Genomic DNA, 13,860 nt, shown 5'->3' on the forward strand with positions numbered 1-13,860 from the left:
GCGGATTGCTATAAGTGAATTATGAACCAAGAGCCTGCAGATGCTTCGCCGAACTCGTTGCATCCGCTGGCTTTTGGTTCATTCTATCGGTTGAGCTTTTGTAGTAATAGCTGTCTTATTCTTCTGGCTGTTAGTTCGTCGATATCCACTAATATCCCTTGCGCAGGCTCAGCAACGTGGCTTGCTAAATCCACATCATCAGCAAACACATAATGATTAAATAGTTGCTGCCATTTCTGTTTATGCTCGTTTGGCAAGTCTTTAATTGCCAGCATACTGTGCAGCATGGCATCAAATGGGTTTGCTAAATACTCTGGGGCTTGTCGCCACCAATAGTTCACCAACACATTAAACGGACTGGTTGCGCTAACCTGATGCCACCAAAGCGCTGGAATATAAATAGCATCGCCAGGGCCAAGAGTTGCCGATTGCGTCTTTGCTATAGCCTCTTTAAAGCGTGGAAAGCGGCTGAAATCAGGGTTATCAAAATCAACCAAGCTAATCGCTTGCCCAGCGGGTGTAAATTCGAGTGGACCAACGTAAAGGTTATTGACCTGATCAGTTGGCAATAGTGTAAACGTACGCTCACCCGCAGCAACACAAGCTAGGTTATCGGCGTTGTCATAGTGAGCCGCAATCTGGCTATGATTTCCCACCCAGAGGCTGGTTAAGCAGTTATAATCGGTCACTGTTAATGGGTTTTCAACACTAAAGCCCGGAGCGCAATACTCCACAGCAGTAGAGCCCATATACAGTGAATCACTGCCGGTTTGTGTGAGTGTTAGTGCTAATTTTTGCAGCACAGAAAGTAGGTTATCGGCGTGCTGTGAAAAATTAAGCCCCGAGAAATCAGCGTTATAAAAATAGCGCCCCTGATGAATTGCTTGGCTGCTAAAACTGCGTACTGGGGCGGTATTAGCAAGCCCTAAAAGATAGTCTAAGGCGTTTTTAGAACCTTGTTTAGCGGCAATGACTTGGGGCCAATTAGCGCAGAGATCTCTGATGACCAGTGGCTCAGTTAGCTCAGCTAAAAACGTTTTTAGATCAGCAATGCTTGAAGCCTGGCATTCTTTTATTGGCGCAGCCGCAAACATTACTGCTGAGCCCATTTTTTATTAAGCAAATGAGGAATGTGCTCCATTGATGCCAGCACCATATAAATAGCCTGTAGGTCACCTTGCTGTTGTAACTGCTTAAGCTGTTCAGCGGTTAAGCCATTGAGTATCTGTTGGTTAATAGTATAAAAGCCGCTCACTGTGACTTTTTCGCCATTTTTATCTGCATATTCAATACTGAAAGCTTCGAGTAAATTAACACTAAGCAAACGCTCAAAAAACTGATTAATTGTTTGGTGTTCTTGATGTAACGCGTTAAGTACTTGAGCAATATGATTTAAGTATTCGCTATTTCCACCATGTTCAAGGAAAATGGCTTCGCCATCATGTGTGCTTATGCGTGGGCTGTCTAAATCAATATGTACCACCAGAGATTGCTCAGGAATACCATTGTTATACTGGGTTTGTTGACCAATTAAAAATGGCTGGCGCTGCATACTTAGCGGTAAGTAACTCAGTTGCAATTCGCCTTGCTCGTTTAGCAGCAAGTTTTCGCCATTTTCGAAACCAAATAAAGCGAGGGCTTCGAATTGACCTGTTTGCGGGTGCTTACGAAATACGATAGGTTGATTTGCTTGAACTTTAGCAAACTCACTTGGAAATACGGTAGCGCAGCTAATATTGTCGCCCCAGTTAGCACCGCGTGTGGTGATCACTTTTAGGTCTTTATGGCTGATGTTATCAAGTAAGACATGATTGGCCATTGGGCCTCCTAATACTGAGATTAAATAGGTTGTATACCAAATTGCTGAATATGATTTAACAGCTCGCGGTTAGTGGGTAGTTGTTGTAATCCGCGTTTGGCTTGTTTTTGGTTAGCACTAAAATGCTCAATAATAGCCGTTGGCATTGCAAGTACAGGAAATTGTGGCAATTGCTTCATTCCATAAAGTACATACTGGTAACTGGCTGCAGAGAAGACCTCTTGAGCGCGGTCAAAGTCGTTTAACCACGGACTTTGATATTGCCAAAGTGCTAAGTTTTCTTGAAGTTGCAGAGGGATTGAGTTTGCCTCTTTATGGGCTTGCCAATAGGGGCTAGTGCGCTTTGACAACACATAATGCAGCTTTAAAAATTCAATGATACGTTGCCAGCGATAATGGCACTGCTCATCAAACCGCTTTGCCAGTGTCGGCATTGCAGCACGATGTGTTGGGAAATTAGCAAGTAAGTTATTCAGGCCAAGCTCCACCATGACTAACGCTGAGGCTTCAAGTGGTTCAATAAAGCCTGCAGACATACCAATAGCTAAACAGTTTTTATACCAAAAACGGCGTCTATAGCCGGGCGTAAAACTGATTTCACGAAATGTCAGTTCATTTTGCGCGGTGCCGGGCTGGGTTTTTGCAATGTACTGGCTAAGCGCCTGTTTCGCATCTTCGCTACTGGCAAAACGACTTGAGTACACCATACCTAGACCACGGCGGCTTTGTAAGCCGATATCCCAAATCCAACCGGCATCTTGCGCAGTGGCTTTGGTATAAGAAAGGATCTCTTGCTGCGGGTTTAAATAGGGCACCTGTACGGCAACGGCTCGATCGTTAAATAACACATCGTGTTGCTCAATTAGCTCTATACCGTAATGTTGATGTAACAGCTTTGCGTGGGTGCCAGAGCAATCAATAAATAAATCACCCGCAATAGTGCCATGATCGCGGGTTTGCAATGAACTAATATAGCCATCTTCATCACTATTGATACATTCAACATGACTGACGATATGCTCAACGTTTAGATTGGTCGTGCAGTGCTGTTGTAGCAGCATGGCAAACTTACCGGCATCTAAATGATAGCCATAGTTTGCTTCACCTTGATAGGCGCTATGCAAGTGGTTTTTCGGTGCTTTATGGTGATCGCATAAGTAGGTTTGGCTTGCCACCGCGTGGCTGAAACTCACGGCATCTTTGTTGGCAAACCAGTAAGGTGCAATATTTAATTGCTGATACGCCACCGGTAAGCTGAACGGGTGGTAATAATGTGCGTCGCCTTCATCGTCACACCAGCCATCAAAGCGTGAACCTTGTTTAAAAGACGCATCACAACGTTGAATAAATTCACTTTCGCTAATGCCGATGGTTTTTAAGGTTTGTCGCATGGTTGGCCAAGTGCCTTCACCAACACCAATGGTGGCAATATCGGGCGACTCAATCAGGGTGATCTGTGCGTTGTGAGTTAAATGGGGCTGGGCAGCAATTAAACCCGCAGACAACCAACCTGCAGAACCACCACCTAAAATGACGACTTTTTTTACTTCATTCTGTTGCATGTTTAAGGCCATCTCAAATGCTATGTAGACAAACTAGCATAAATACGAAAAAAAAAGCCGCTGTTGAGCGGCTTTTTTGACAACAAAATGCTAGAACGAGTAGCGGAAGCCGATGTTGTAGCGCGCACCATATTGGTTTGCACGTAACAGCTGCTCAGAGTAACGAACGTAAGTACGTTGCGTTTCATCTGTCAGGTTTAGACCTTCAACAAACACCGTTAGGTTCTCGTTAACTGAATAGTTCACGTTAATATCCCACTGGCCATAAGACTCAGTAAAGATTGGTGAAGCATGTTGGTCAAAGCCTGTTAAGAACTCATCACGCCAGTTATAAGAAATACGAGCAGATAAACCGTTTAAATCATAAATCGCAGAGAAGTTAGCTGAATCACTTAAACCCGGTAGGGCAAATTGATAGCCAATAGCATCTCGGTCTGCTTCAACATCACCAAATACGAAAGTCGCGTTAGCGGCAATACCAAAGCCAGAATCACCAAACATATGTTGCGCTGCTAGTTCCCAGCCCCATAGGTTTGCTGTTTCAACGTTGTTATCACGCGATACGAAGAAGCTTGCCAGTGGATCTGTATCGTTACCAACGATAGGTGTGCCTTCTTCAGTGCCTTGGTTTTCGTTGATCTTATCGTGGATTGCTTGGTCAGATGGTTGCTCACCTGCTGCTGCTAAATCTTCACGCGCTTGCTCTGCACGATCACCAATGAATGGGTCTGTAATACCATCAATCGTTTCTTCGGTTGTGATATTTACAAGGAAGTTATCAACTTGCTTACGATAGTAACCCGCAGACACATAGCTGCCTTCACCGTAGTAGTATTCAAGTGATAGATCGATATTATCTGAAGTATAAGGTTTTAAGTTCGGGTTACCCACAGCCACTTTACGTTGACCCACTTTCGGGTTACCTAAGAATGACGTTGTTGAGCGAAGCGCGCCAACAGGAGGACGAGCAAGGCTACGGCTGTAAGAGAAGCGTGCAATAACGTCTTCAACTACTTCGATGTTCATATCGATGCTAGGTAAAAACTCTTTGCTGCTACCTTCACCGTTTGAGAATGAACGCTCATCAGCGTAAATGTAAGACCATTCGTTACCGTTAACCCATTCCATCGCAACAGCAGGGCGCTCTAAGCTGTTTGCTGTAACATCTGTTGATTCGTAACGTAAACCCGCAGTGATGTTCACTGGCATACCGTTAAATTCTGTTTCGAAGTTAGCTTGTGCGTATACAGCCGTTGTTTCTTCGCTTACACGGTGATCGTCATCGATTGGACCCGCTTGTACCATGCCGTTTACATCAGCAGGCCAGCTACATGCGCCAACGCCGCCATCAGGGTGATCACAGTCAATGCTTTCGGCAATCGCGACAATGTCATCGAAATCAGCATCGTAGTAGTAATTTAATAGTTTATCGCTACCACCACCAGAGAAGCCATCAAGTAAACCTGAGCTGTCTACACGAGTGAACATGCTGTCATCGTACCAATCAGCTGACATTAACCACCAACCAGCAGCAAGCTGACCTGAGTAGGCTGTCGTCGTACGGAAATCAATTTTAGTATGTGATACACCAAAGTTAATGCTCGATAGGGCACCGCTGTTTTCGTTATACCACGTACCTTTTAACTGGTATTGGTCAAGGTCGTTGGTGTTAGTGTCTTTGTTTACACCGGCGAAAAGGGTCCCCATGTCGCTCGGTAAAATTTCTGCTTGGCCATTGGTTAATGTCATATCGATAAGCGGAATTTCGCCTTTGCTGAAGTCAGCCATTTTTTCGTCGATATTCACTGTTGGGTTTTCACACCATGAACATGACGTGTTACCAATAATCATAAACGCATCATGGCCGATACCCACACCGGCACTTTCAGCCGATGAGTTGTGCGCATCAAACTCGATGTTTAAATTGTCTGTTACTTGCCAATCAATGTTTAAACCAAGTGATTTATTTTCGTTAGTTGTTGCACCGCGGTTTAAGTTTGTTGAGTAGTCACCACCAATTTCAGTTACTTGCGTGTAAGTACCGTTTTCATTAATCGTTGCTGCGCTAACATTACCACCATTGTTGAACCACACACCAAAGCTACGGCCATCTTTTTCAAACTCAAGTTTTGAGTAAGTGTAATCAACGGTTGCAGTAATGCGGTCATTCGGTGCGTATTGCAGCACAAGTTGACCATTGGTACGTTTACGTGAATTGTCTGAAAACGCATAACCAGCATTTTGCGGATACCAGGTTGCGCCATCAGCGCGTTGGTTGTTATCTGTCAGTGCTAAATCAGGAGACGATGAAATATCAACATTTGGGATCCAGTTATCAACCGCCATTGATTGCTCGCGGTTGTCACGCTCTTGAACTGAGCCTGAGATTAAAATACCGAATTTGTCATCGTTGAATGTGTTGCTGTAGATACCTGATAACTCAGGCGTTACATCATCACCTGTTTCGTTTGATGTGTCGTGAACTGCTTTTGCACCAATCGAAGCGTGTAAACCAGGGTTAGAAAGAGGTTTAGCTGTGGTGATATTAACTGTTGCACCAATACCCCCGCTAGGGATATCAGAACGCGCTGTTTTATATACTTCAACACCGCTCACACTTTCTGTTGCGATGTCGCCAAAATCAAATGAACGACCGCCAGTTGTTGGCATTTGGCGATTGTTAAGGGTTACTAAGTTAAATTCAGGACCAAAACCACGAACCGTAATTTTGCTACCTTCACCATTACTACGGTCAATAGACACACCGGTAATACGTTGTAAAGATTCAGCTAGGTTGGTATCAGGGAATTTACCAATGTCTTCAGAGGTAATTGCATCAACAACACCCGCAGATTGACGTTTGATATCCATTGATTTTACTAGGCTTCCGCGAATACCTGATACTTGTATTACTTCAATATCACTTGCTTTGTCGGGCTGTTCTTCGGCGACAGCTGAGTGAGGAACTAGCGCGCTTAGACCCATTGCCATAGACAGGCTAATAGCAAGCTGCTTTTTCTTGAAAAGTGTGTGGTTCATGCAAATCTCCAGATTTGGTTTTATTTTATGTTGTTGTCTATTTTTGTAAGCGCTTACATTTTCTTTCAAAAAAAATCGCCGAACCCGATTTTATAAATGTAACCGCTTACATTAAGTTATTAGAAAGTAAAACAATCGTCAACACAAATAACGGTTTAAGATCAGAGGTAATATCTATGTTTATGTTATTATGGGAAATATTTTATCAAAAAGTTTATATTTTTTAGGTACAAAGGCAACGCCTTTCAGCTAAAATTAGAAAATTAGAGTCTTTTACATTTGTTAAAACAAGAGGTGTTTTCGTGCAAACAGTGAAATGGAATGAAGGTGTATTCACCCCAAGCAAAATCATTTGCGTTGGTCGTAATTATGCTGCGCATATTGCGGAGCTTAACAATGAAACACCAACAAATATGGTGCTGTTTGCAAAACCAAATAGCGCAATCACAGAGTCTCTTAAAAGTGAGCATTTAGCTGAGGCACTCCACTTCGAAACTGAGCTCTGCTTTTTAGTTAAAAACAAACAACTTGCTGCGGTTGGGCTAGGGCTTGATTTAACCAAACGAGGCCTACAAAGCACACTTAAAGAAAAAGGCCTGCCTTGGGAGCGCGCAAAAGCATTTAATGGTTCTGCACTTTTTACTGAATTTGTCACGGTTAATGACAGTTACCATTATCAATTTAGTTTGAAGATTGATGGTAAAGAGACCCAATTTGGCGATACAAAGTTAATGCTGCATAACGCTGAGCAAATCTTAGCTGAAATCAGTGAATTTATGGACCTAGAAGATGGCGATATCATTATGACTGGCACGCCTGAAGGAGTAGGGAAGGTTGTCGCTAATTCAAGCTTTGTTGTAACCCTTATGGATGATCAACAGGCGTTGCTATCTCATCAGTGGCAGGCTCTTTAAGCGGGTCTAAAATGTAGCGCTGGTAATAAGTTGAAAACTCAGGAAAGCTTTGTTCGAGCCAAGTTCGTTGGCTTTGCTGGTATCTCTCACTTGGCAGTACCTTGTTCTTCAGCGCCTCATTAATTTCTGCAAGCACTTTTTCGGCATAATTATTAGGCGCGTTCGTTGAGCAACCAATGGCACCAAAAACCACATTCTGAGCCGGATTAACAATGGTGAGCTTTTGAATATTCTGTTGGTTTTGTTGATTGTAATAATCAGCAACGTAGGGGTAATCAATGGTGTAATCAATGTAGCCATGCTCTAACTGCGAGAGCAAAGCAAAATTTGGACTACTGCCATTACCACTTAATGCTGCACTTTCGTAAAGCTTGGTATTTTTCGCTATAGCATCAAGCTTATTGCCAAATTTACGCGCATCATTTTGACCATAAATAAAATTGGCATCAGTGAGCAAAGAGATAAGTGATACTGGGTTACCGTGTTTTTGCTTAATTTTCAGTGCTTTCTCTTCGGTACTTAATACGCTAAAGGGTGGGTACACTGTGGTTGGGATTGAGTAAGTAGCGCGGTTGGTTTTTTTATCACGATGGATCATGCAGGCATAGCACGCCATTTGTCCGTCATCGAGATATTTACTGCCACGTTTTTGCGGCAACATCACTTTGTTGTGGTTAATGTTGGGTAAGGCTTCAATCAACATATCGGTAATTTCATTGCATAGCCCACCATGGGGATAAGCGTTACTTTTCTCGATAAAGAAGGGCTTACCATCATTTTCAAGCCAGGTAATTGAGAGCTGCTCAGAGGCATGAGTAATGGTGGCAAACAACGACCCTGCAACCACGCATAATACTTGTTTTACGACTCTACTCATTAACACCCTACAAAGTTAAATGCTATGAGTAACTATACACTAAAGTATGGATAAACCTGTAGGTGAAACAGAAAAATGATGAATAAGTATTAATAAGCCTGTCAGATCACAGGCTTATAATAATGCACATAATTGCTTAGAAAGGCATAGGATAGAGGGTAAATACGTCAGCGATTTTATCGTTAGCTTCATCGCTTAATTGCACCGAGAAAGCATCGATATTTTCTTTTAACTGCGCCATTGATGTTGCACCTATAATCGTTGAGCTTACGCCATCCACTTGATCACACCAAGCCAATGCAAGTTGTGAAGGTGTTAAATTAAAGGCGTTAGCAATTTCAACATATTCAGCAATCGCAGCGCGTGATTGTGCTGTGTCTCTAAATAGGCCATTACGTTGCACTAGCGTCCAACGACTACCTTCAGGGCGAGCACCATTTAAGTACTTACCACTTAGCATGCCGCCACCTAGGGGTGACCAAGGTAGGTAAGCAATATCTTCATGAATACATTGTTCAATCAAATACGGCCAATCTTTGGCGTGCAATAAACTAAATTCGTTTTGAATCGATACCATGCGCGGAAGGTTATGCTGCTCACTTAAGCGTAAGTACTGGCTGATGCCCCAAGGTGTATCGTCTGATAAACCACAGTGCTTAATTTTACCAGCCTTGATACAGTCATTCAGCCCTTCAAGAATATCTAACATACCCGCGATATTTTGATCAGTGTCAGCCTCTGAGAAGCACACTTTACCTGGCCACTGTTTACCAAAGTGCGGTGATGTACGGTTAGGCCAATGTAATTGGTATAAATCGATAACCTCAGTTTGCAAGCGTTTAAGAGATGCATCAACGGCTTCAACCACTGCTTGGCGAGTAATATCGCCTGCATCGCGTACCCAAGGTAAGCCGTTACCCGCAATTTTAGTGGCAATGACAAGATCATCGCGTTTGTCTTTATTACGCGCTAACCAATTACCGATGATCTCTTCTGTCTTACCGTAGGTGTCTGGAGAAGGTGGTACGGCATACATTTCGGCAGTATCAATAAAGTTAACGCCTTTATCTAATGCATAGGCGATTTGTTCATCGGCATCGGCTTGGTTGTTTTGCATACCCCATGTCATGCTACCTAAGCAAACACGAGATACATCAATACCACTTCGACCAAGTGGGCTATAAAGCATAATAGATCCTTGTTAATCGCTAGAATGGGCTTTAAGTGCAGTTAATAACTCATCATTTAACTGCGCTTTTTTACCCGTTTTAAAATTAAACATAACCACTTGTGATGAGCCAATGGTTGTTACTGCGTCTTGGCTTTCACTAAATACAGTGTAATGCATCATAAAACGATCGTGTTCAATGTCACTAATCTTTACACCAACATGCACCGTATCAGGAAATGTCACCGGGCGTTTATAGCGAGCATTGTTTTCGCTGATCACCGGACCCACACCTGTTACTTGTAAATCTTTAAGAAAACCTAGTTGAGTAAAAAAATCGATACGGGCTGTTTCAAAGTAGCGAAAATACACCACATTATTGACGTGCTGCAGGGCATCCATTTCACCCCATGCAACATTAATTTTTGTTCTGATAGGGTGTTGTTCTATAAACGATTGCATAGTAAATCTTCGTTGATTGTGAGAAAACTTAGGTTAGCAATATGCTGCTTTTAGCTCAAGGAAATTAGAAAACTCAGTAGATTGTGCTAGATTTATAAGTTCACGCTTACGTAAAGTGTGAGCAAAATGAACACACATTAAAGGACCTTAATTATGCAGCAACTAACCTTGAGGGTGATAAAGTGGATTGCACTTTTCATCTTACTCGCTCTAGCTTTGCTCTGTTATAGCATGGGCACAATGTCAGGATTTATCGCTTTAATTGTCGTGGGCTTGTTATTCGAAGCCGCGTTTTGGTTATTTGGCGCACGGCTTATCAGTCGCAAAAAACCAAACCAACAAACAAGCCAAACCTCTTAGCTTGCACTCTCAGGAAGTTTAAATATAATAACTGTATATATAAACAGTTGTTGTGTTCCTGATGAAAAAATTCATTCACATCGATATGGACTGCTTTTAAACTCGAGGGTGTTATCTGTGGGGGTTATTTGTAAGTAAACATGTTTCTGCTAACTTTAGATAAAGAGTTATCTAAGTAAGTTAATTGATGCACAGATACAGTGATAAAAAAATAAATAAACACTACATTTATCTAGATAGTGACAGGGTTCCTATACTCCTTCCTTGCCTATTTGCTCGCTATACAGAAGTTGCAGGTAAAAAAATAGAGTTGATAAAGAGGAAAAATAGGAACTCAGATCTAATCGAAAATGTGTTTGAAGAAGTGTTTATTGGTGCAGATGCAAGTTATAAAATTTGTAATCATCTTGGGCGGTTTTTAGAGTGGGTTGATAAGTTCGAGGGTGAAGGAAATATTACTCTTAGTATACATACAGCTTTACCCCAAGAATTCATAAATGACTATATTAATGAGTATCTTATAACAGTATGTCGAAGTAGCGAAGCTGTTGCAAACCAGGCCGTAAACTCTTTAAAAGCTTATTACAATTGGCTACAGTATTTTTTGGACAATAAATATAAAAATATTGGCATCAAATCTTCCCATATCCCTATCGCGAGAAGTAACTCTAAACCTAGTTTAAGTGTGAAGTATTTGTTACCTCAAACAAGGGAGCTGATTTATCAAAGTACAAGCTCTTTACTTGAAGAAATCATTTTGAGAAATGGAGGTGAATTAGGGTGTCGTTCTAAAGAGAATCAAGGGTTTCTACTTAAAGACTTTAATGAAAGCACTCAGAAACACAAGGGATTGCTATCTCTTTTCAAGGAGCTGAAAAAGCAACCGCACAAAGAAGAGTTCAAATATTACCTCTCATCACTCTATACAAAATATAGCCGCTCTAGATTCCTGTATATACCTAGATACTTATTAGAAAAAATGGAACAGTATTTTCGTTTAGAACGACCTCTTACAGACTCAAATCATTTATTCGTTTCAAATTCTACTAACCTGACTCGTGGAAGATGTATTTCAACAAAGTTTGGTACCGATACTTTTGCTAAGACTCGCAATAAAGTCATTAAGGAAATACAAAATAATCCAGACATTTATAGATCATATCAAAATATTGAGTTCACGAATGTTTATCATCATCTTCGGCACTCCTTTGGAACTGATATATTTTATAACTTGTGTGAGGGAGCTAATAAACATTATGAATCAATTACTACAACATCGGCTATTTATTTAACCACTGCGAACAGGCTGGGGCATAAAGTTGATGGCCAATTTTCTAATTCAGTAACAAAATCATATATTCATAGCTGTGGTCTAAAAGAGCTGCTTTTAAAGGAGTGTAGCTTTGGATGACATGAAAAAAGTACCGAGTCATAATTCTAGCTATTATGAATCAATAGTAAGAAGAGAATTTAACTCAAATGAACCTGCAAGCTTCAGATATCCACTCTCAGCTACTTCGATTGTTGTACCTGCGTTAAAAGCTTCTCCAGAGAGAGTTATTTCTTTTGATATTAAAGGTGAGGCATATAAGCGATTAATTTTTAAAGCGATTATCGCTTCATATAATTATTCATTTTTAGATGAATTTGCCCCACTTTCAGCAAAGTATCGCTTTACAGGTTCAGCTCACCTTTTTGTAGAGTGGTTAAACAACACAAAAATAAAAAATCCTTATACTGTTCTAAAGGAATACGAGTCTTATCGTTTTGATACCTTGAATAATCATGGAGGCGAAAGCGCACTTCGAAAGCTAAGAACAGTTTTATTTTATGCTTTAGAAAGATCAAGTGAATTGAGCTCATCTGTTGAGCCAGAGCAATTACAATATCTTTTCGAAATTTATAAAACTAAAGTAAGTCCGAATTTCAATAAGAAGCAAATTTCGTTAGCTGGTTATTTTGGTGAGTTAGACTGGCTAAGAAATGATGATATTGGAATTGGTAATCAATTATACCAGGTTCTTGCATCGCCAAAAATAACCATTCGTTCACTAAGAGCTACAGCGTCGTCAATAATAATAGAGCTTTATGAGTGTAAGCTAGCTCTAAAAAGGTTTTTAGAACTATCTGATTTCTCTTTGTACGATTTCAAAATGCTAGGCCCAAATAAGAATGTTAAATACTATAAAAAATCTTTTACAGGGCGGTCAATATTTTGCTTACTGTATAAATATCACCGTCTGAAAGAAAAAGAACCTAAACTCCGAAATGCCTTAATACTTGTTTTATTAGCTAATACAAGTAATAAAAAGAGTTTTGTAAGAATCCTACCTGCTTTAGACAGTGAAATAGAATTAAATCGACTTTTTATTTCAACTAAAGGGCCTACTAAAGGTCAGTTAAGTAACTCCTTTCTTTCTGAGAGTTTCTCTATGGCTGGAGCAAGTAGTCCATTATTCGGACTTAATGAATTAAAACAACTTTGTTCTGATACCCAGAACTTACCAATATCAGAAATTGAAAATTTATTTTTTTCATGGTTGATGGCAAGCTTTGCGGTCCAACCATCAGATATTGGGAAGTTAAGTAAAAATTCTTTCCGTTACCTTAAAATTGGAGGCCGAGTAACCCACATTGAGTGTGAGTACTTTAAAGGAAGAGCAAATTCTATACATACAACACATTCTATATCTACAAAATTGGTAACAGGGAAGGCTTTATATAGCTTTATAAATCAATGCGGTGATGGGATTCTTGTTAAGCTTAGCTCAAGCATACCTGGAATATTTGACGGCTTTTACTCTTTATCCGGTGTTTTGTTCGAGCTTTTAAATCTTGATTTCATTAAAGATGTAATACAGAAAACACATTTACATAGTGGAAACATCCCTCCTGTTATTTCTGAAGTATTAATAAAGTTAATTAAAAATGGTGTTCACTCAAATAGCAACCATCTAGCTATAACTAAAAAGCCACTATCAGAACGAGAAGTGTTAGCTAGGGAGTCTGGTTCGTTATGCCATAGTGTTCTTTTTGGGCTTAAAGCGATAAAAAACTCAGCTGTTCATGCTTTTAGTGATCCATATACATTATATTATTTGACTAATAGAAATTCTCACACCAACAGAACCGAAAAAATGCATTATTTAAATGCTGAGAACGAAGAATGGATAAATGCTTCTGGTCGAATTACACGTAATGTGATGATTGATTTAATAAATAATGTTTTTAATTTAGCTGAAGAATTTGATGAAAATGAAGTATCTAGGTTCAATGATGAGTTTTATGATGTTACTGAACACATATCTCGAAAAAGTCATGAAATGATTATGAGATTAAAGGTAGTAACAAATCAGCAAAAAGGAAGAATTAATGAAGTTGGTGTTTTATCCCCTTACAAAAAACAAGACTCTGAAAGGTTTGATCAATTTATGTAATTGATAGCCCTTTAACTGTTTTTAAAATGAAAAATTATCTATATGAATTTGAAGCGAATTATAAAAAGTTACTGAGTACAAACCCAAGCTACTTGTATAAGACAGTAGTACCTACTGTGGAGTGGATCAGCTATGTTTTAAGTATTTTAACAAAGCATTCAGTACTAGAGGGAAACAATATGTTTAAAAAAATGAAGTTAAATAATGTTTCAATCAGTGTGT

Annotated in this window: 11 protein-coding genes; 4 read left to right on the forward strand and 7 right to left on the reverse strand. The window is 40.2% G+C overall.

All coding sequences use genetic code 11. From position 1 onward, the window contains the following. Positions 1-83: 83 nt before the first annotated feature. From C2M25_RS01475 to C2M25_RS01490, 4 genes are all read right to left on the reverse strand, one after another. Positions 84-1,094, reverse strand: a complete 1,011-nt coding sequence (locus C2M25_RS01475; protein WP_158679651.1) for a cupin-like domain-containing protein — start codon at positions 1,092-1,094, stop codon at positions 84-86. After that, positions 1,094-1,819, reverse strand: a complete 726-nt coding sequence (locus tag C2M25_RS01480) for a SapC family protein (RefSeq protein ID WP_105180196.1) — start codon at positions 1,817-1,819, stop codon at positions 1,094-1,096. Before C2M25_RS01480 ends, C2M25_RS01475 begins: the two co-directional genes overlap by 1 nt. Positions 1,820-1,839: 20 nt before the next feature. Beyond that, positions 1,840-3,381: a tryptophan halogenase family protein gene (locus tag C2M25_RS01485; RefSeq protein ID WP_105180242.1), complete on the reverse strand. Its 1,542-nt coding sequence runs from the start codon at positions 3,379-3,381 to the stop codon at positions 1,840-1,842. A 90-nt stretch (positions 3,382-3,471) separates the two neighbouring features. Next, a complete protein-coding gene (locus C2M25_RS01490; RefSeq protein WP_233999184.1) occupies positions 3,472-6,420 on the reverse strand; it encodes a TonB-dependent receptor in 2,949 nt (982 codons plus the stop codon). A gap of 302 nt (positions 6,421-6,722) precedes the next feature. Between C2M25_RS01490 and C2M25_RS01495 the strand changes: the two genes are divergently transcribed. Continuing rightward, positions 6,723-7,334: a fumarylacetoacetate hydrolase family protein gene (locus C2M25_RS01495; RefSeq protein WP_105174552.1), complete on the forward strand. Its 612-nt coding sequence runs from the start codon at positions 6,723-6,725 to the stop codon at positions 7,332-7,334. Here C2M25_RS01495 and C2M25_RS01500 read toward each other — a convergent pair. From C2M25_RS01500 to C2M25_RS01510, 3 genes are all read right to left on the reverse strand, one after another. After that, positions 7,285-8,211: a hypothetical protein gene (locus C2M25_RS01500; protein ID WP_082874007.1), complete on the reverse strand. Its 927-nt coding sequence runs from the start codon at positions 8,209-8,211 to the stop codon at positions 7,285-7,287. The genes C2M25_RS01495 and C2M25_RS01500 overlap by 50 nt on opposite strands. Positions 8,212-8,347: 136 nt before the next feature. Continuing rightward, positions 8,348-9,400 carry an aldo/keto reductase gene (locus C2M25_RS01505; RefSeq protein WP_105174553.1) on the reverse strand — a complete coding sequence of 351 codons (1,053 nt, stop codon included), beginning with the start codon at positions 9,398-9,400 and terminating at the stop codon, positions 8,348-8,350. Positions 9,401-9,412: 12 nt separating this feature from the next. After that, positions 9,413-9,841 (reverse strand): acyl-CoA thioesterase, encoded by a 429-nt coding sequence (locus tag C2M25_RS01510; protein ID WP_054552595.1) that lies wholly within the window; start codon positions 9,839-9,841, stop codon positions 9,413-9,415. A gap of 153 nt (positions 9,842-9,994) precedes the next feature. Between C2M25_RS01510 and C2M25_RS01515 the strand changes: the two genes are divergently transcribed. The 3 genes from C2M25_RS01515 to C2M25_RS01525 all read left to right on the forward strand — a co-directional run bounded on the left by C2M25_RS01515 (position 9,995) and on the right by C2M25_RS01525 (position 13,638). Further along, on the forward strand, positions 9,995-10,201 hold the full coding sequence (locus C2M25_RS01515) for a hypothetical protein (RefSeq protein ID WP_054552594.1): 207 nt from the start codon (positions 9,995-9,997) through the stop codon (positions 10,199-10,201). A 187-nt stretch (positions 10,202-10,388) separates the two neighbouring features. Further along, positions 10,389-11,612, forward strand: coding sequence for a hypothetical protein (locus C2M25_RS01520; RefSeq protein WP_105180197.1), 1,224 nt, complete (start codon positions 10,389-10,391; stop codon positions 11,610-11,612). Further along, complete coding sequence (locus C2M25_RS01525; RefSeq protein ID WP_105180198.1) at positions 11,605-13,638, forward strand: hypothetical protein; 2,034 nt, start codon at positions 11,605-11,607, stop codon at positions 13,636-13,638. The genes C2M25_RS01520 and C2M25_RS01525 overlap by 8 nt, the downstream gene beginning before the upstream one ends. Positions 13,639-13,860 lie beyond the last annotated feature (222 nt).

The organism is Pseudoalteromonas sp. T1lg21, from assembly GCF_002964625.1.
GTDB lineage: Bacteria > Pseudomonadota > Gammaproteobacteria > Enterobacterales > Alteromonadaceae > Pseudoalteromonas > Pseudoalteromonas gelatinilytica.